The sequence below is a fragment of the Saccharomonospora iraqiensis subsp. paurometabolica YIM 90007 genome, assembly GCF_000231035.2.
Classification (GTDB): Bacteria; Actinomycetota; Actinomycetes; order Mycobacteriales; family Pseudonocardiaceae; genus Saccharomonospora; species Saccharomonospora paurometabolica.
The window spans coordinates 38880-55650 of the sequence record NZ_KI912187.1 but is presented as its reverse complement, the minus strand read 5'-3'; the positions used below and the strand labels follow the sequence as shown (position 1 = coordinate 55650).

Here is a 16771-nt window from a genome sequence, read left to right as displayed (position 1 = left end):
CCGGCGCCGACCGCGTCCGGGTCGAGTTCCGCGAGCACCGGCACGCCGGCCGCGGCCACCACCCGTTTCGCCGCGACCTTCGAGCCCATCGTCGCGATGGCCTCCGGCGGCGGGCCGACCCAGGTCAGCCCCGCGTCGAGGACCGCACGGGCGAAGTCGGCGTTCTCGGACAGGAACCCGTATCCGGGATGCACCGCGTCGGCACCGGCCCGCAGCGCGGCGTCGACGACGGCGCCCGCGTCCAGGTAGGTCGCCGCCGGGGCCTCGCCCGGCAGCCGCACCGCCGCGTCGGCGGCGTGCACGTGTTCGGCGTCGTGGTCGGCGTCCGAGTACACCGCGACGGTGCCGATGCCGGCCTCGGCGCAGGTGCGGAACACGCGGCGGGCGATCTCCCCGCGGTTGGCGACGAGCAGGTTCTCGATCACGTCCCGTCCCCTCACATCCGGAAGACGCCGAATCCGGCGCCGTCGAACCGTGCGCCCCGGACCTCGCCGGTGTGGATCGCCGACAGGCACAGACCCAGCACGGTGCGGGTGTCCCGGGGATCGATCACCCCGTCGTCGTAGAGCCGGCCGGACAGGAACATCGGCAGGGACTCCGCCTCGATCTGGGACTCCACCGCCTCCCGCATGGCCGCGTCACCCTCGGCGTCGAACGGTCGGCCCTGGGCCTCGGCGGCGGCGCGGGAGACCAGGGACAGCACCCCGGCGAGCTGTTGCGGCCCCATCACCGCCGACTTGGCACTGGGCCAGGCGAACAGGAACCGGGGGTCGTAGGCGCGGCCGCACATGCCGTAGTGGCCCGCGCCGTAGGACGCCCCGAGCAGCACGGACAGGTGCGGCACCTTGCTGTTGGACACCGCGTTGATCATCATCGCGCCGTGCTTGATGATGCCGCCCTGTTCGTAGTCGGTACCCACCATGTACCCGGTGGTGTTGTGCAGGAACAGCAGCGGCGTGTCGGCCTGGTTGGCGAGCTGGATGAACTGGGCGGCCTTCTGGGACTCCTCGCTGAACAACACCCCGTGGGCGTTGGCGAGCACCCCGACGGGATAGCCGTGGATCCGCGCCCAGCCGGTGACCAGGCTGTCGCCGTAGTCGGGCTTGAACTCGTCGAAGTCCGAGTCGTCGACCACCCGGGCCAGCACCTCGCGCGGATCGAAGGGGGTCCGGAGCCCGTCGGGCACGAGGCCCACCAGCTCCTCCTCCGGGTAGCGGGGTGCGACGGCCCGGGCGGGTGCCGGCCCGGCCTTGTGCCGGTTCAGCCGGGCGACGATCCGCCTGCCGAGGCGGAGGGCGTCGGGTTCGTCGCGGGCGAGATAGTCGGCCAACCCGGAGGTGCGGGCGTGCATGGCGGCGCCGCCGAGCTCCTCCTCGTCGGCTTCCTCCCCGGTCGCCATCTTCACCAGGGGCGGGCCGCCGAGGAACACCTTCGACGCCTTCTCCACCATGACGACGTGGTCGGACATGCCCGGCACGTACGCGCCACCCGCGGTGGAGTTGCCGAACACCAGCGCGATCGTGGGGATGCCGGCGGCGGAGAGCCGGGTGAGGTCGCGGAACAACCGGCCGCCGGGGATGAAGATCTCCTTCTGGCTCGGCAGGTCCGCACCCCCGGACTCCACCAGGTTGATCACCGGCAGGCGGTTCTCCAGGGCGATGTCGGCGGCCCGGAAGATCTTGCGCACCGTCCACGGGTTGCTGGCCCCGCCCCGGACGGTGGGGTCGTGCCCGATGATCATGCACTCGACGCCGGAGACGACGCCGATGCCGGTGACCACACTGGCCCCGACCGGGTAGTCACTGCCCCACCCGGCCAGCGGGGAGAGCTCCAGGAACGGGGCGTCCGCGTCGAGCAGCAGCTCGATCCGCTCCCGTACGGTGAGCTTGCCGCGCTCGTGGTGCCGGGTGACGTACTTCTCGCCGCCCCCGGCGATCGCCGTGGCGTGCTCGGTCTCCACCTCGTCGAGCTTGTCGAGCATGGCGCGCCGGTTGGCGGCGTACTCCTCGCCGGAGACGTCCAGTGTGGAGCGCAGTACCGTCATGCCGAGTATCCCAACGTGCCCGCCGCGAGCTGGTTCATGATCTCGTCGGTGCCGCCGCCGATGCCGAGGATGCGCATGTCCCGGTAGTGGCGCTCCACCTCGGACTCGCGCATGTAACCGAGTCCGCCGTGCAGCTGCACCGCCTGGTCGACCACCCACTCGCCCAGCTCGACCGCGGAGTTCTTCGCGAAGCACGTCTGGGTGATCGCGTCCTGCCCGGCCGCGTGCCGGATCGCGGCCTGACGGGTGTAGGTGCGGGCCAGGTCGACGCGGCGGGCCATCTCCACCAGCCGGTGCTGCACCACCTGCCGGGAGATCAGCGGCCGGCCGAACGTCTCCCGGTCGCGGCACCACCGCACGGTCAGGTCCAGCGCCCGCTGCGCGGTGGCGTAGGCCTGCACCGCCAGCGACAACCGTTCGGTGACGAACTGGGTGGCGATCTGGGCGAACCCGCTGTTCTCCGCGCCGACCAGGTTGGCGGCCGGGACCCGGGCGTCGTCGAAGGACAGCTCGGCGGTGTCCGAGCAGTGCCAGCCCATCTTCTCCAGCTTGCGGGTCACCGTGAACCCGGGCGTGTCCCGCTCGACGACCAGCAGCGAGATCCCGTGGGCGCCGTCCCCTCCGGTGCGCACGGCCGTGGTCACGAAATCGGCCCGGCAGCCGGAGGTGATGAACGTCTTCGCGCCGTTGACGACGTAGTGGTCGCCGTCCCGGCGCGCGGTGGTGCGCAGGGAGGCCACGTCCGAGCCGCCGTCCGGTTCGGTGATGGCCAGGGACCCGATCGTCTCCCCCGCCAGCGTGGGCCGGACCCACTTCTCGATCTGGGCGCCGTCCCCGGCCGCCGCGATGTGCGGAAGGGCGATCCCGCCGGTGAGCAGGGAGGCGACCACACCGCCGGACCCGCCCGCCTGGTGGATCTCCTCGGTGACGGTCAGCGCGTCGAGATAGTCGCCGCCGGACCCGCCGACCTCCTCGGGGAAGGAGATCCCGAGCAGGCCGATCTCCCCGGCACGGCGGTGCAGCGAGCGGGGCAGCTCCCCCTGCCGCTCCCACTCGTCGAGGTGCGGCACGACCTCCCGCTCCACGAAGCGGCGCACCGTCCTGCGGAGCTCGACCCGCTCCGGCGTGGCGAACGGGTCGGGGACGCCCGTGGCGGGCTCGGAGCTCACAACAACACCTCCGGGATGTCGACATACCGGCTCCGCAACCACTCCCCGAGGGCCTTGGCCTGCGGATCGAACCGGGACTGGGAGGCCACCCCGGCACCGAGGATTCCCCCGACGACGAAGTTGACCGCGTACAGGTTGGGCAGGACGTACCGGCGCACCGGCAGGTCGGCGGTCTCCGGCAGCAGCAGGCGCAGCGCGTCCACGGTGAGCGTGTGCGCCAGCCACCGCCAGGCGGACTCCGAGCGCACCCACACCCCGAGGTTGGCGTCGCCGCCCTTGTCGCCGCTGCGGGCCCCGGCGACGTGCCCCAGCGGACGCCGCAGGCACGGCCCCTCCGGCAGCGGCTCCGGGAGAGCGGGTTCGGCGACGTCGACGAGTTCGCGGGTGCGCTCCGGCGCCGGGACGTCCACCCGGGTGCCGTCCGGCAGGACCGCCGTGTGCGGGACCAGCCGGGCGTGCACGAACGACTCCGTGGCGACCCCGTAGGGGGAGGCCTCCGCGGGTGGCGCGGTCACGTGGAAGCCCGGGTAGCTCGCCAGGGCGAGTTCGACGGCGGCACCGCTGAAGGCCCGGCCGGCGACCCGCGCGTCGGGATCCTTCACGGCGCAGTGCAGCAGGGCGCTCGCCGCCTCCTCGGTGTCGGCGTCCGCGTGGTCGGTGCGGCCCAGACTCCACCGCACCTCGGCGGGGGCCCTGTCGGCGGAGGCACGGTCGGCGAGTGCGCTCTCCAGCTGTCCGCGCACCAGCGCGGCCTTGGCCTCGATGTCCAGGCCGGTGAGCACGAAGGTGACCTCGTTGCGGAACCCGCCGAGCTCGCTGCGGCCCACCTTGAGCGTGGGCGGCGGCGGTTCCCCGCGGACGCCGCTGATCCGCACCCGGTCGGGGCCGTCGTCGCTCAGCGACAGGCTGTCGAACCGGGCGGTGACGTCCGGGCCCGGGTAGCGCGGGCCGGTGATCTCGTAGAGCAGTTGTGCGGTGACCGTCCCCGGCGTGACCGCGCCCCCGGTGCCGGGATGCTTGGTGATCACGCTCGACCCGTCGGGGTGGAGCTCGGCCAGCGGGAAGCCCGGGGTGCCGAGGTCGTGCTCGGTGAAGAAGGCGTAGTTGCCGCCGGTCGCCTGCGCCCCGCACTCGATCACGTGGCCGGCCACGACCGCGCCCGCGAGCGCGTCGTGGTCGTCGGGGGTCCAGCCGAAGTGGGCGGCGGCCGGGCCGACCACCACGGAGGCGTCGGTGACCCGTCCGGTGACGACGACGTCCGCGCCGGCCCGCAGGCACCCGGCGATCCCGAACGCGCCGAGGTAGGCGTTGGCGGTCAGCGCGTCGGGAAAGCCCAGTTCGTCGGCGCGGCCGGTGAGGTCGTCCCCGTCGACATGGGCGACCGAGACGTCCAGACCCAGCCGGTCGGCCAGCTCGCGCAGCGCGTCGGCGAGGCCCGCCGGATTCAGTCCGCCCGCGTTGGAGACCACGGTGACCCCCGCGTCGACGGCCGTGCCGAGGCACTCCTCCATCTGCCGCAGGAAGGTGGTGGCGTAGCCCCGCGCCGGGTCCTTGGCCTTCGCCCGGCCGAGGATCAGCATGGTGAGCTCGGCCAGGTAGTCGCCGGTGAGCACGTCGACCGGGCCGCCGGTGAGCATCTCCCGCACGGCGGAGAACCGGTCGCCGTAGAAGCCGGACGCGTTGGCGATGCGGAGCATGGGACTCCTCCCCGTCGAGGAACGGACGTCAGCCTGCCACCGGCACCCGGGAAAAATCAAGCACGCTTGATTGTTTCATGCTGTTGGCAGCTTGCCAGCACGGTGTGGTGGCGTACTAGGCTCCAGCAGGACGACACCGGGAGTACGCCGTCGCCGCGGGTACGCGGCGACGGGAGGGCGCGACGGCGCGCCGAGAGAGCGGGAGGCCGACGTTGGCCGGAATGCGCGACGACTACACCCAGATCGACTACTCGGTCGCCGACCGGGTCGCCACGATCACCCTGAACCGGCCCGAGGCCCGCAACGGCTACACCGTGCGGATGGCCGACGAGATCGCCGACGCCCTGGAGGAGGCCGACCGCGACGAGGACGTGCGCGTGGTCGTGCTCACCGGCGAAGGCCGGGACTTCTGCGTCGGCGCCGACCTGTCCGAGGGCGGGTTCGACTTCGACTCCGACGCCGGACCGGACCCGGCCTGGCAGGAACCGGCGGGCCGGGTCTCGAAACGGGTGTTCGCGCTGAACAAGCCCGTCATCGCGGCCATCCACGGCTCCGCGATCGGCGGCGGGGTCACCATCACCCTGCCCGCCGACTACCGGTTGGCCTCCACCGACGCCCGCTTCGGGTTCGTCTTCGTCCGGCGCGGCATCTACCCCGAGGGCGCGTCGGCGTGGTTCCTCCCGAAGCTGGTCGGCATGGGTCCCGCGCTCGACTGGATGGTCAGCGGCCGGCTCTTCGACGCCGACGAGGCCCGCGACACGGGACTGGTGCACCGGGTGTACCCGCCGGAGCGGCTGCACGACGAGGCCTACGCCCTGGCCGCGGAGCTCGTCGCGAACACCGCCCCGGTGTCGGTCGCCGTGACCCGGCAGTTGCTGTACCGGATGTCCGGTGCCGACTCCCCCGGCCCGGTGCACGAGGTCGACTCGCAGCTCATCGCGAGCATCCGGAACAATCCGGACTCCGTCGAGGGAGTGCTGTCGTTCCTGGAGAAACGCCCGCCGGAGTTCCGGCTGCGGGTCAACGACGACCTGCCCGGTTTCCTGCCGTGGGTCGCACCGGACGGCGCCGGGAACACCCCCGACGCCGCGGGGACGGCCGGCACCGGCGACCGCGAGATCCCGGAGGGCGGTGCGGCCGGTGCCTGACTACCCACCCGAGCCGTGGCGGCTGGCGGCACAGGCGTACCTGTCGGTGTGGCGGGTTCCGGTCCGCGCGCTGCCCCGGGTGTCCGATGTGGTGACCCCGCTGACCCCCGGCGGCCGTGCCCTGGTCGTCACGGCGTGGATCGACTACACGCCGCCGGGCCAGATGCGCTACCACGAACTGCTGTCCACCGTGGCGGTCCGGCGCCCGCACGGCGCCGGGATCGCGGGCTCGATCACCGAGATCTGGGTCGACAGCGCGGCCTCCCGCGCCGGGGGACGCGAACTCTGGGGCATCCCGAAGGAACTGGCCACCTTCGCCCTGCGCTTCGGCCCCACCGTCACCGCCACCGCGCGGGTCGACGGTCCCGACGGGAACGACTCCCCCGTCGCCACGGCGACCTTCACCCCCCGGCGGCTCGGCACACCGCCGGTGCGGACGGGGTTCTCCCTCGTCCAGGAGGTGGCCGGGGCGCCGTACGTGAGCCCGGTGCGGGCGCGAATGCGGATCCGCCCCGCGTCGGCACGCTGGAGCGTCGACCCCCACGGGCCGCTCGGGTACCTGGCGGGCCACCGGCCGGTGCTCAGCGCCCACGCCGCGGACGCGCGCCTGCTGTTCGGCGCACGCGGACGGTGACCGGCGGCGGTGCCCGGCGGGCCGGAGCGGGGTCGATAGACTCGGGGCCGTGAGTGACGCCCAGGACGAGTACCACGACGACCTGCCCGAACAGATGCGCATCCGGCGGGAGAAGCTGGAGCGGTTGCGTGAGGCGGGCGTCGAGCCCTACCCGGTCGGCTACCCCCGCACGACCACGATCGCGGCCGTGCGGGACGAGCACGGTGACCTGGAGGCCGACCGGCACACGGGGCAGCGGGTCGCCGTCACCGGCCGCGTCCTGCTCTCCCGGACCGGCGGCAAGCTGTGCTTCGCCACCATCCGGGACGCCTCCGGCGCGATCCAGATCATGCTCTCGCTCGACCGGGTCGGCGCCGAGGCGCTGCAGTCCTGGAAGGACGACGTCGACCTCGGCGACCACGTCGGCGTCACCGGAGAGGTGATCACCTCGAAGCGGGGCGAGCTGTCCGTGCTCGTCGACGAGTGGACGCTCACGTCGAAGTGCCTGCGCCCCCTGCCGGAGAAGCACAAGGGGCTGGCCGACCCCGAGGCGCGGGTCCGGCAGCGCTACGTCGACCTGATCGTCAACCCGGAGATGCGGCAGCTGGCGCACCAGCGGGCGGGCCTGGTGCAGGCCCTGCGCTCGGTGCTGTTGCGCCGCGAGTTCCTCGAGGTGGAGACCCCGATGCTGCACCCGGTGCACGGCGGGGCGACGGCACGACCGTTCACCACCCACATCAACGCCTACGATCTCGACCTGTACCTGCGGATCGCCCCGGAGCTGTACCTCAAGCGGCTCGTCGTGGGCGGGATCGAGAACGTCTTCGAGATCAACCGCTCGTTCCGCAACGAGGGCGCCGACTCCACGCACAACCCCGAGTTCACGATGCTGGAGTGGTACTCGGCCTACGGCGACTACACCGACGGGATGGCGATCACGCAGGACCTCGTGCGGGCCGCCGCGGAGGCGGTGTTCGGCGACACCGTCGTCCGCAGCCCCCGGCACGGCGAGGTCGACCTGGCCGGCGAGTGGCCGCGGATCACCCTCTACGGTTCGGTGTCCGAGGCGCTGGGTGCCGAGATCACCCCCCGCACGCCGGTCGAGGAGCTGCGCAAGCACGCCGACGCCGTCGACGTCTCCTGGGACGCGACCTGGGGCCCCGGCAAGCTCGTGGAGCACCTGTTCGAGGAACTGGTCGAGCACACGCTCGTACGGCCGACCTTCGTGTGCGACTTCCCGGTGGAGACCTCGCCGCTGACCCGGCAGCACCGCGACGATCCGCTGCTGACCGAGAAGTGGGACCTCATCGGTTTCGGCATGGAGCTGGGCACCTGCTTCTCCGAGCTGATCGACCCGGTGGAACAGCGGCGCAGGCTCACCGAGCAGTCGTTGCTGGCCGCCGGCGGGGACCCGGAGGCGATGCAGATCGACGAGGACTTCCTGCGGGCCCTGGAGTACGGGATGCCCCCCACGGTCGGCGCGGGGCTGGGCGTGGACCGGTTGCTGATGGCCTTCACCGGCAAGGGCATCCGGGAGACCATCCTGTTCCCGATGGTCAAGCCGGTCTGAACCGGCCGGGCGGCACCCCGGTCCAGCGGGTGAACGCCCGCACGAAGCTGGAGGCGTCGCCGTAGCCGAGGCGGCGGGCGACCTGCTCCACCGACAGCGCGCGGGTCGCCAACAGCTCCTCGGCCAGCGTCAACCGCACCTCGTCGACCAGGGCCCGGTAGCCGGTTCCCTCGTCGGCGAGCCGTCGGCGCAGCGTGCGGACGTTCATCGCCAGGTCCGCGGCGACGACGTCCATCCCGACCCGCAGTCCGTCGGCGGCCAGCAGCCGGTCGCGGACCCGGCGGGCCACGCCGGTGCGCTCGCGCCGCCGGGACAGCAGCTCGCGGCACTGCCGCTCGCACAACGCCGCGGTGTGTTCGTTGGCCTGGGGCATCCGGCGGTCGAGCAACCGCCGCGGGAGCCGCATCCGTTCCCGGCCGGGTTCCCGGCCCGGACGGATCCCGAGGAGTTCGGACATCAGGGTGCGGCTCGCCGCGACGTCCCGGGCGAGCAGGAACGGCCGGACGTCGGCGGGCACGGCGTCGGCGTGCCAGTCCAAATACACCAGGTCGCCGTCCACCCGCAGCTCGGGCACGCAGAAGACGTAGGTGAGCTCGACGTAGCGCAGGGCGAGCCGGATCGCGTCGCCCACGGTCGGGGAACTGGTGACCGCGAAACCCCAGATCCCGTAGGCGGTGGCATGATAACGCCGTCCCACCCGCTCCCCCAGCTCGGCCGGGTCCCCGGCGCACCCGGCGATGAGGTTGCGCACCACCGCGAGTTCCTGCTGCGCCTCGACCTGTGCCAGCGGGTCGGCGACCGTGGCGGGGTCGAGACCGGTCCCGGCCAGCACCCGTTCCGCCGGGACGCCACGCTCGACCGCGAAGTCGACCAGGAGCGCGACACTGGCCACGCCCCGCGGGAAGTCCCAGTCCACCACGTGTCCGAAAATATCAACAACGTGTCCCCCGGACGGCTGTCGGCGGAGGGAGCGGGGGCCCTAGCGTCCCGGCATGGAGATCATCAGCACGACCGCACTCGTCGTCGGAGCGGGCTTCGGCGGCGTGGCCGCGGCGATCGAACTGCGCCGGGCCGGGATCCACGACTTCGTCGTGCTGGAGTCCGCGGACTCGCCCGGCGGTGTCTGGCGGGACAACACCTATCCGGGCGCGGGCTGCGACGTGCCGTCGCCGCTGTACTCGTTCTCGTTCGCCCGCAACACCCCCTGGCCGCGCCGGTATGCGGAGCAGCCCGACATCCTCGCCTACCTCGAACGGGTCGCCCGGCGCTACGGCGTCCTGAACCACGTCCGGTTCGGCACCGAGGTCGACTCGGCCGAGTTCGACGCCGCCACCGGCCGGTGGACGGTGACCACCACGGACGGGACCACCTTCGCCACGCGCGTGTTCGTCCCCGCCACCGGCCAGCTCTCCCGGCCGGCCTATCCGTCCATCCCCGGCCTCGGGACGTTCCGCGGCCCCTCTTTCCACTCCGCGCGGTGGGACCACGAGGTGGACCTGCGGGGCAGGCGGGTCGCCGTGATCGGGACCGGGGCGAGCGCGGTGCAGTTCGTGCCGCGCATCCAGCCCGAGGTCGCCGGACTGACGGTGTTCCAGCGCTCGGCGCAGTACCTCATGCCCAAGCGCGACCGGGTCTACACCGGGTGGCGGCGCAGGCTCCTGCGGGCGGCGCCGTGGCTGCAGACCGCCGACCGGCTCTCCTTCTGGCTCTACGCCGAGTTCGCCCAGGTCTGCCTGTCCCGCTGGCAGGCGTTCACCCCGCTGTTCGAGTGGCAGACCCGCAGGCACCTGCGCAGGCAGGTCCCCGACCCGGAGTTGCGGCGCCGCCTCACCCCCGACTACGCCCTCGGCTGCAAACGGGTGCTGTTCAGCAACGACTACCTCCCCGCCCTGGCCGAGCCCGATGTGGAGCTGGTCACCGACCCGGTCGCCGAGGTGACACCGACCGGTGTCACCACCCGCGGGGGAGTCCACCACGAGGCGGACGTCCTCATTTACGGCACCGGATTCGCCGCCACGGACATGCTCGGCCCGATGACCGTGCGCGGGCTCGGCGGGCGCACACTCGGGCAGGCCTGGTCCGGGGGCGCCCGGGCGCACCTGGGCATCACCGTCCCCGGATTCCCGAACATGTTCCTGATGTACGGGCCGAACACCAACCTCGGCGGGGGCTCGGTCATCCACATGCTGGAGAGTCAGGCGCGCTACCTCGCCGACGCGGTGCGCACGCTCGCCCGGCGGCCCGGTGTCGCCCTCGACGTCCGGCCGGAGGTCGAGCAGCGCTGGGACGACGAGATCCAGGGCCGCCTGCGGGGTTCGGTGTGGACCAGGTGCGAGAGCTGGTACCGCGACGAGCACGGGCGGGTGGTCACCAACTGGCCCGGCCGGACGGGCGAGTACCGCCGCCGCACGCGGCGGGTGACGCTGTCCGACTTCCGGGTCCTGGACGCCACCCGGGGCGGAACGGGAACCGGGCCGGATCCCGTCGGGGACGACACGGTGTCCCCGACGCAAGACGTCGCGTCACCGCGTCAGGGTATTGTCACTGCGCCAACAAGGCGGGAGAGTGAGGGGCGGCCGGCTCGACGAGGAGGTGGATCGCGGTGACCACGACCCTGGACCGCGTGGCGGACACGGTGCGGCAACGGACGCCGCCGTTGACGGCGTTGCCGTTGCCGGGGGCGGTGGACCGGTACCTGCGCGACCGGCGATGGCCGGTGCGGGAGCTCGCGCCCGCACCGGCGGGCAGCGGCCTGTCCCCCGTGCTCGGGGACGACGGACCCCCGGTGCTCGGGCACTCCCTGATGATGATGCGCTACGGCGTCGACTACAGCCTGCGCCGGTACGAACGGTTCGGCCCGGTGTACTTTTCCGGCGCCTTCGGGCGCCGGATCGTCGCCGTCACCGGCGCCGAGGCGACCCAGGCGGTACTGGTGAACAAGGACAAGGCGTTCTCCCAGGAGGGATGGCGCTTCCTCATCGACCGGTTCTTCCACCGGGGTCTGATGCTGCTCGACTTCGACGAGCACATGCAGCACCGGCGCATCATGCAGCAGGCGTTCACCCGCGACCGGATCGTCGGCTACGTCGACCATCTCGCCCCGACCGTGCGGGAGGGGGTCGCCGCCTGGGGGCGCGGCGACCGGCGCCTGTACGACGGCCTGAAGCAGCTCACCCTGGACGTGGCCACCCGGGTGTTCATGGGCATGCGCACCGGCCCGGAGGCACACGCCCTCAACCGCGCGTTCGTCGCCACGGTGCGTGCGGCCACCGCGCTGGTCCGGCGACCGGTGCCGGGCGGCCGGTACAAGGCGGGGCTGGACGGGCGGAAGGTCCTCGAGGACTACTTCGCCACGCATCTGCCGGGCAAGCGCGCCGAGGACACCGGCGACCTGTTCTCCGCGCTGGCGCACGCGACGACGCCGGACGGCGAACGGTTCACCGACGCCGACGTCATCAACCACATGATCTTCCTCATGATGGCCGCGCACGACACGTCGACGATCACCACGACCGCCGCCGCCTACTACCTCGCCCGGCATCCCGAGTGGCAGGAACGGGTGCGGCAGGAGTCCCGGGAACTCGGCGACGACCTGCCCGACACCGACGCGCTCGACCGCCTGCACTCGCTGGACCTGGTCATCCGGGAGGCACTGCGGCTGGTGGCCCCGGTCCCGACCCTGCCCCGTACGGCCGTGACCGACACCGAGATCCTCGGGCACCACATCCCCGAGGGAACGATGGTCAGTGTCGCACCGGCGGTGAACCACTTCGACCCGCAGCGGTGGACCGCGCCGCACACCTTCGACCCGGAACGGTTCGCCGAGTCCCGGCGGGAGGACCGGTCCCACCGCTATTCCTGGATCCCCTTCGGGGGCGGGGCGCACAAGTGCATCGGTCTGCACTTCGGCATGTACGAGGTGAAGGCCCTGCTGCACGAGATGCTGCGCCACTACCGGTGGTCCGTACCCTCCGACTACCGGGCCCGGTGGGACTACGTCTCGCTACCCGTGCCGATCGACGGCCTTCCCGTCCACCTGCGACCACTCTGAACCATGGGGATCACGGAGTGTAGCACCACGGACCACTAAAGAGCGACGAGATGCCCCGTCCAGGCGCTGGACACGGTGCCTGCGGCATGATGCGGTGGCAACGTCGGCACGGTCCGGACGCGACGCGCCCGGACGTCCGCGGATTGCGGTGGCAGCGGGATTACGGTGGCGGTGGCTTCGTCGGCGGTGGCTTCCGTCGGCGGTGGCTTCCGTCGGCGGTGCGGCGGCGATGTCCTCCGACGGGGGTGTCCTCCGACGGTGACGCGTTCTCGACGGTGACGCGCTCCGACGGTGACGCGTTCCCGGCGGCGGCGCGCTCCGGCGGCGGCGCGCCCGACGGCGGGGACACCCTCGATCGGCTGTGGGAACGTGTGAGGTGGAGTGTGGCGCACCCTGGTGAGGCACCAGGTCTGTCCGACATCGCGCGCCGGTGGATGGCGCACCTCGTCGACTCACGCACGCCCGCGGATCCGACGAACGCGGACCCGACGAACGCGGACCCGACGGACGCGGACCCGGACGCGGACGCGGGCCGGGCCGAGCAGGTGACACTCGACCGGGCCACGCTCGACGAACTGGTGCGCTCGGTGGCCGGCGAGGTCCAGGCGCGCACCCGCGCGGAGGCCGACGCCGCCGCCCGCCGGTTCACCGACCTCGTCACCGCGGTCCCGGTGGGGGTCGTACTGGGCGCCGCGGACGGGACGATCCGGGCGGTCAACCCGGCGCTGACGGACCTGCTCGGATTCCGCAGAGACGACCTGGTGGGCAAGCCGTTGTCGCACCTGGCCGCCACCGGCGGCGACGCGGCTACGCTGACGTCCGCCGTGGACGATCAACTCTCCCTGCCCGCGCGCAGGCCCCGGCAGGAACGCCTCGGGATCACCCACGGGCGGGACGGCACGCTGCGCGCGCGGGTGACCGTCGGCACGCTCGCCGAGGAGACCGACGGCGGCCCGAGCCCGGTGCTGATGATCGAGGACGTCGGGGAGCTCGACCTGCTCGGTGAGCAGCTGCGCAAGCAGAACACGCAGGACCCGCTCACCGGCCTGCCGAACGCGTACCACTTCGACAACCGGGTCGACGCCGCCCTGGGCAGCGGCGGTGGCGGACGCCTCGCACTGATCTACCTGGACATCGACGGCTTCAAGGTGATCAATGACGGGCTCGGGCCGGGTGCGGGCGACACGGTGCTCCAGTACGTCGCCCGCACGCTGGAGGAGCAGTTCGTGGCCCACGACGCGGTCGTCGCCCGGCTGTCCGGGGACGGCTTCGCCGTGCTGATGCGGGGTGCGTTCGCGGAGCCGGACGTGATCGACCTCGTCGAGGAGGCGGCCACCGCACTCGCCGAGCCGGTGTGGGTCGAGGGCACGGGAGTCGGGGTGAACGTCAGCGTCGGGATCGTGGTCACCGACCCGGACGGCCGCACGGGGGAGGAACTGCGCCGTGCCGCCGAGATCACCCTGCACCGCGCCAAGGAGAACGGCAAGGCGCAGTGGATGCTGTTCGAGAACGAACTGGACGAGCGGGACCGCCGCCGCTACGCCCTGGGTGCGGCCGTGGGTGGTGCGCTGGAGAACGGCGAGTTCGGCGTGGACTACGAACCGACCGTCACCCTCGACGGAGGCGACCGGGTGGCCGTGGTCAACGCCGTGCTGCGGTGGGACCATCCCGAGCACGGCGCGCTCGGGCCCGCGGCGTTCTGCGCGCTGGCCGACACCACGGGCATGACCACCGCCCTGGGACACCACCTGCTCGACACGTCGGTGTCCGACTCCGCCGCCTGGCACCGGGAGTTCCCCGACACCGCACCGGATCTGTGTGTACGACTGCCGACGAGGTTCGCGATCGACCCCAACCTCGTCGGCATGGTCCGGGACGGACTGGACCGGACCGGTCTGCCCGCGCACAAGCTGCGGATCTGCACCGACAGCGTCGCCCTGTCCGACCCGCGCGGCGAGGCGCTGGAGACCCTGTCAGTCCTGTCCGATCTCGACGTCAAGATCACTCTCGCGGTGACCGGGGCCGCCGACCTCGACCTCGTCCGCATCCACCACCTCCCGGTCGGGTTCGTCGTGCTGACCGGGCACCTGATCGAGGCACTCGGCGAGGACGACGAGGCCGCCACCAGGGCACAGGAACACCTGCGCACGCTGGTGGAGCAGGCGCGGCAACTCGGCATCCACCGGATCGGTGCCGAGGGAGTGCACACCGGCGACCGGGCCGCGCGGCTGCGCGATCTGGGTGTCGTCGCCGGGCGCGGCAAGCTGTTCGGTGAGGCCGTCACCGCCGACGGGGTGCGGGACCTGCTCGCGGGCAGGTCCGGTGATGCGCGATCATGAACGGATGAAGCAGGGAGAGCACGCGCCGGACTTCACGCTGCCGGACGAGAACGGCGAGCCCCGTAGCCTGTCCGGGTTCCTCGCGACGGGCCCCGTGGTGCTGTTCTTCTACCCGGCGGCCCTGACCCCGGGCTGCACGGCCGAGACCTGCCACTTCCGGGACCTGGGCACGGAGTTCGCCGAGGTCGGTGCGCAGCGGGTCGGGGTCAGTACCGACCCCGTCGACACCCAGCACGAGTTCGCGCGCACCCACGGGTTCGACTTCCCACTGCTGTCCGACCCGGAGGGCGAGGTCGCGTCCGTGTTCGGGGTGCGCCGCCCGCTGGGCGGGCCGTTGCGGACGCGGCGGCACACGTTCGTCCTGGACGCCGACCACACGGTGCTCGCGGTGATCCGCAGCGAGCTCCGGATGGCGATCCACGCCGACCGGGCGCTGCAGGTCCTCCGGACCCGGACCGCCCGCTGAGGCGCACCCGGGTCACCGCTCCCACGATCACCGCACCCCGGTCGCCGTGCGGTGTTCACTCGCTGAGCGCGCTCTCCGGGATCGCCGTGTCCGTCCGCAGCGCGTCGAACAGTGCCTCGGCCTTGCTCTCGTCCCAGTTCTCGGCCGAGGCCGAGGTGACCGGCACGGTGGTGGTGACCACGCCGTCGCCGCCGATGCCGCGCATCGCCCACGCCAGGGCGAGCAGGTGGTGCACGTGGTCGTCCTCGTCCAGGATCAGCGCGTCCGCCCCGCTCCCGAGCAACGGGACCACGGCGAACGGGTTGAGCAGGGTCGCGGGACTGGCGATCTCCCCGGCCAGCGCGCCGATGAACTTCCGCTGGTTGGCGACCCGGTCCAGATCCGACCGTGGAGTGGCGGGGCTGTAGCGCATCCGCACGAAACCGAGCGCCTCGACCCCGTCGAGGGTCTGCCGTCCCGCGGGGATCGTGATCCCGGTCTTCGGGTCGTGCATCTCCTCCGGGATGTCCATCTCGACGCCCCCGACCGCGTCGACGACGCTCGCGAAACCCCCGAACCCGATCTCGGCGTAGTGGTCGATCCGCAGCCCGGTGGCCTGTTCCACCGTCTGCGCCAGCAGGGAGGGACCCCCGAACGCGAAGGCCGCGTTGATCTTGTTGACGCCGTGGCCGGGAATCGGGACCCGCGAGTCCCGCGGCAGGCTGAGCAGGGTCGCCGGGGTGTCGTTGTCCGGCAGGTGCGCGACCATGATCGTGTCGGTCCGGTCGCCCCCCGCGTCCCCGGTGGACAGCTCCGCGCGCTGGTCGGCGTCGAGCCCCTCCCGGGAGTCCGACCCGACGATCAGCCAGTTGGTGCCCTCCCCCGCGGCCGGCCTGCCGTCGTAGTCGCCGGGCAGCGCGTCCTCACGGGCGATGGAGAATTCGAGGTAGGCCCACATTCCCGCCAGGGAGAGGACCAGCACCAGCAACAGGCTCAGCGCCACCCGCCCGAACGACCGGCGTCTCCGCGGCGGCCGCTGCGGGGTCCTCTCCGGCGGCGGTCCCTGCCGGGGAGGACGCGGCTCCTGCCGGGTCGACCGGGGCGGCGGGGGCGGTGCCTGCCGGGCGCGCTCGCTGCCCGGGACGGGCATCATCTGGGCACGCTGGTGCGGCCGGGGCCCACGCGGCGGTTGCCGGCGCCCCGGTGGTGGCGGTTGCTGTCCGCCCCACCGACCCCCGTGCTGTCCCCGGTCTGTCATGGCCCACTCCCGATCGCCTCGGTCCGTCTCTCGCCACACCTCACCCGGGAAGACGCGCGGTCCCCCGTTCGGGTTGTGCGGTGGTGCGATCCCGTGCCGGTTCCGCCCGTGTGCGGCTACAGCGGCACCCGCAGTCCGGCCGCTCCCGCACCGGCCCACAGCCGGGACAACGGAGCCGCCGCGGGGCGGAGTCCCGTGGTCTGGAGCACGGAGTCCACGACGAGCGTGTGCCACAGCGCGGGCCTGCGCAGCATCGCATGCCCCTCGTCGGCGATCTCGAACCGGGCGAGGCGCGCGGCGTGCTCCCGTGCGCGCACGGCCCAGGCGTGGGAGTCGTCCGGGCCGGTGACGTCGTCGTCCCGCCCGTGCGCGACGACCACGGTGCGGCCGGTGACCGCATCCACGGGTTCGCCCCGGGGTGTCCACGGGGCCAGGGC

13 protein-coding genes and 1 pseudogene are annotated in these 16771 nt (G+C 72.7%); 7 read left to right on the top strand and 7 right to left on the bottom strand.

Features of this window, described 5'->3' with window-relative positions:
• The 4 genes from SACPADRAFT_RS24640 to SACPADRAFT_RS0201090 all read right to left on the bottom strand — a co-directional run.
• Positions 1 to 425: biotin carboxylase N-terminal domain-containing protein (locus SACPADRAFT_RS24640; protein ID WP_007024324.1), on the bottom strand; the 425-nt coding region annotated here is incomplete at its 3' end.
• An 11-nt stretch (positions 426 to 436) separates the two neighbouring features.
• Positions 437 to 2044, bottom strand: coding sequence for an acyl-CoA carboxylase subunit beta (locus SACPADRAFT_RS0201100; protein WP_007024323.1), 1608 nt, complete (start codon positions 2042 to 2044; stop codon positions 437 to 439).
• Positions 2041 to 3213 (bottom strand): acyl-CoA dehydrogenase family protein, encoded by a 1173-nt coding sequence (locus tag SACPADRAFT_RS0201095; RefSeq protein WP_007024322.1) that lies wholly within the window; start codon positions 3211 to 3213, stop codon positions 2041 to 2043. The genes SACPADRAFT_RS0201100 and SACPADRAFT_RS0201095 overlap by 4 nt, the downstream gene beginning before the upstream one ends.
• Positions 3210 to 4910, bottom strand: coding sequence for an acyclic terpene utilization AtuA family protein (locus tag SACPADRAFT_RS0201090; RefSeq protein ID WP_007024321.1), 1701 nt, complete (start codon positions 4908 to 4910; stop codon positions 3210 to 3212). The genes SACPADRAFT_RS0201095 and SACPADRAFT_RS0201090 overlap by 4 nt, the downstream gene beginning before the upstream one ends.
• Before the next feature lie 221 nt (positions 4911 to 5131).
• On the opposite strand from SACPADRAFT_RS0201090, the gene SACPADRAFT_RS0201085 reads away from it, so the two are divergent.
• The 3 genes from SACPADRAFT_RS0201085 to lysX are packed head-to-tail and all read left to right on the top strand — an operon-like array spanning position 5132 to position 8241.
• A complete protein-coding gene (locus tag SACPADRAFT_RS0201085; protein ID WP_040923757.1) occupies positions 5132 to 6058 on the top strand; it encodes an enoyl-CoA hydratase-related protein in 927 nt (308 codons plus the stop codon).
• On the top strand, positions 6051 to 6692 hold the full coding sequence (locus SACPADRAFT_RS0201080) for an acetoacetate decarboxylase family protein (protein WP_007024319.1): 642 nt from the start codon (positions 6051 to 6053) through the stop codon (positions 6690 to 6692). The genes SACPADRAFT_RS0201085 and SACPADRAFT_RS0201080 overlap by 8 nt, the downstream gene beginning before the upstream one ends.
• A 49-nt stretch (positions 6693 to 6741) precedes the next feature.
• A complete protein-coding gene (gene lysX, locus SACPADRAFT_RS0201075) occupies positions 6742 to 8241 on the top strand; it encodes a bifunctional lysylphosphatidylglycerol synthetase/lysine--tRNA ligase LysX (RefSeq protein WP_007024318.1) in 1500 nt (499 codons plus the stop codon).
• Here the strand turns inward: lysX and SACPADRAFT_RS0201070 are convergent.
• Positions 8228 to 9160, bottom strand: a complete 933-nt coding sequence (locus tag SACPADRAFT_RS0201070; protein ID WP_028662126.1) for an AraC family transcriptional regulator — start codon at positions 9158 to 9160, stop codon at positions 8228 to 8230. The genes lysX and SACPADRAFT_RS0201070 overlap by 14 nt on opposite strands.
• 73 nt (positions 9161 to 9233) lie before the next feature.
• On the opposite strand from SACPADRAFT_RS0201070, the gene SACPADRAFT_RS0201065 reads away from it, so the two are divergent.
• From SACPADRAFT_RS0201065 to SACPADRAFT_RS0201050, 4 genes are all read left to right on the top strand, one after another.
• Entirely contained in the window at positions 9234 to 10847 is a 1614-nt protein-coding gene (locus SACPADRAFT_RS0201065; RefSeq protein ID WP_007024316.1) for a flavin-containing monooxygenase, read from the top strand.
• The gene (locus SACPADRAFT_RS0201060) at positions 10844 to 12292 is read left to right on the top strand and encodes a cytochrome P450 (protein WP_007024315.1); all 1449 of its coding nucleotides are present in this window, start codon (positions 10844 to 10846) and stop codon (positions 12290 to 12292) included. The genes SACPADRAFT_RS0201065 and SACPADRAFT_RS0201060 overlap by 4 nt, the downstream gene beginning before the upstream one ends.
• A 383-nt stretch (positions 12293 to 12675) precedes the next feature.
• On the top strand, positions 12676 to 14631 hold the full coding sequence (locus SACPADRAFT_RS0201055; protein ID WP_040923777.1) for a diguanylate cyclase domain-containing protein: 1956 nt from the start codon (positions 12676 to 12678) through the stop codon (positions 14629 to 14631).
• 4 nt (positions 14632 to 14635) lie between these two features.
• Positions 14636 to 15097 carry a peroxiredoxin gene (locus SACPADRAFT_RS0201050; protein WP_028662125.1) on the top strand — a complete coding sequence of 154 codons (462 nt, stop codon included), beginning with the start codon at positions 14636 to 14638 and terminating at the stop codon, positions 15095 to 15097.
• A gap of 55 nt (positions 15098 to 15152) precedes the next feature.
• Here SACPADRAFT_RS0201050 and SACPADRAFT_RS0201045 read toward each other — a convergent pair whose 3' ends face one another.
• Both SACPADRAFT_RS0201045 and SACPADRAFT_RS0201040 read right to left on the bottom strand, forming a co-directional pair.
• Positions 15153 to 16079, bottom strand: coding sequence for an LCP family protein (locus SACPADRAFT_RS0201045; protein ID WP_007024312.1), 927 nt, complete (start codon positions 16077 to 16079; stop codon positions 15153 to 15155).
• Positions 16080 to 16450: 371 nt separating this feature from the next.
• Positions 16451 to 16771, bottom strand: a pseudogene (locus SACPADRAFT_RS0201040) (alpha/beta hydrolase); the annotation flags it as partial.

Excerpts from the sequence above, each read along its gene's own strand:
- SACPADRAFT_RS0201100 (WP_007024323.1), bottom strand. The coding sequence starts at position 2,044 with ATGACGGTACTGCGCTCCACACTGGACGTCTCCGGCGAGGAGTACGCC.
- SACPADRAFT_RS0201090 (WP_007024321.1), bottom strand. The coding sequence starts at position 4,910 with ATGCTCCGCATCGCCAACGCGTCCGGCTTCTACGGCGACCGGTTCTCC.
- SACPADRAFT_RS0201065 (WP_007024316.1), top strand. The coding sequence starts at position 9,234 with ATGGAGATCATCAGCACGACCGCACTCGTCGTCGGAGCGGGCTTCGGC.
- SACPADRAFT_RS0201050 (WP_028662125.1), top strand. The coding sequence starts at position 14,636 with ATGAAGCAGGGAGAGCACGCGCCGGACTTCACGCTGCCGGACGAGAAC.
- SACPADRAFT_RS0201085 (WP_040923757.1), top strand. The coding sequence starts at position 5,132 with ATGCGCGACGACTACACCCAGATCGACTACTCGGTCGCCGACCGGGTC.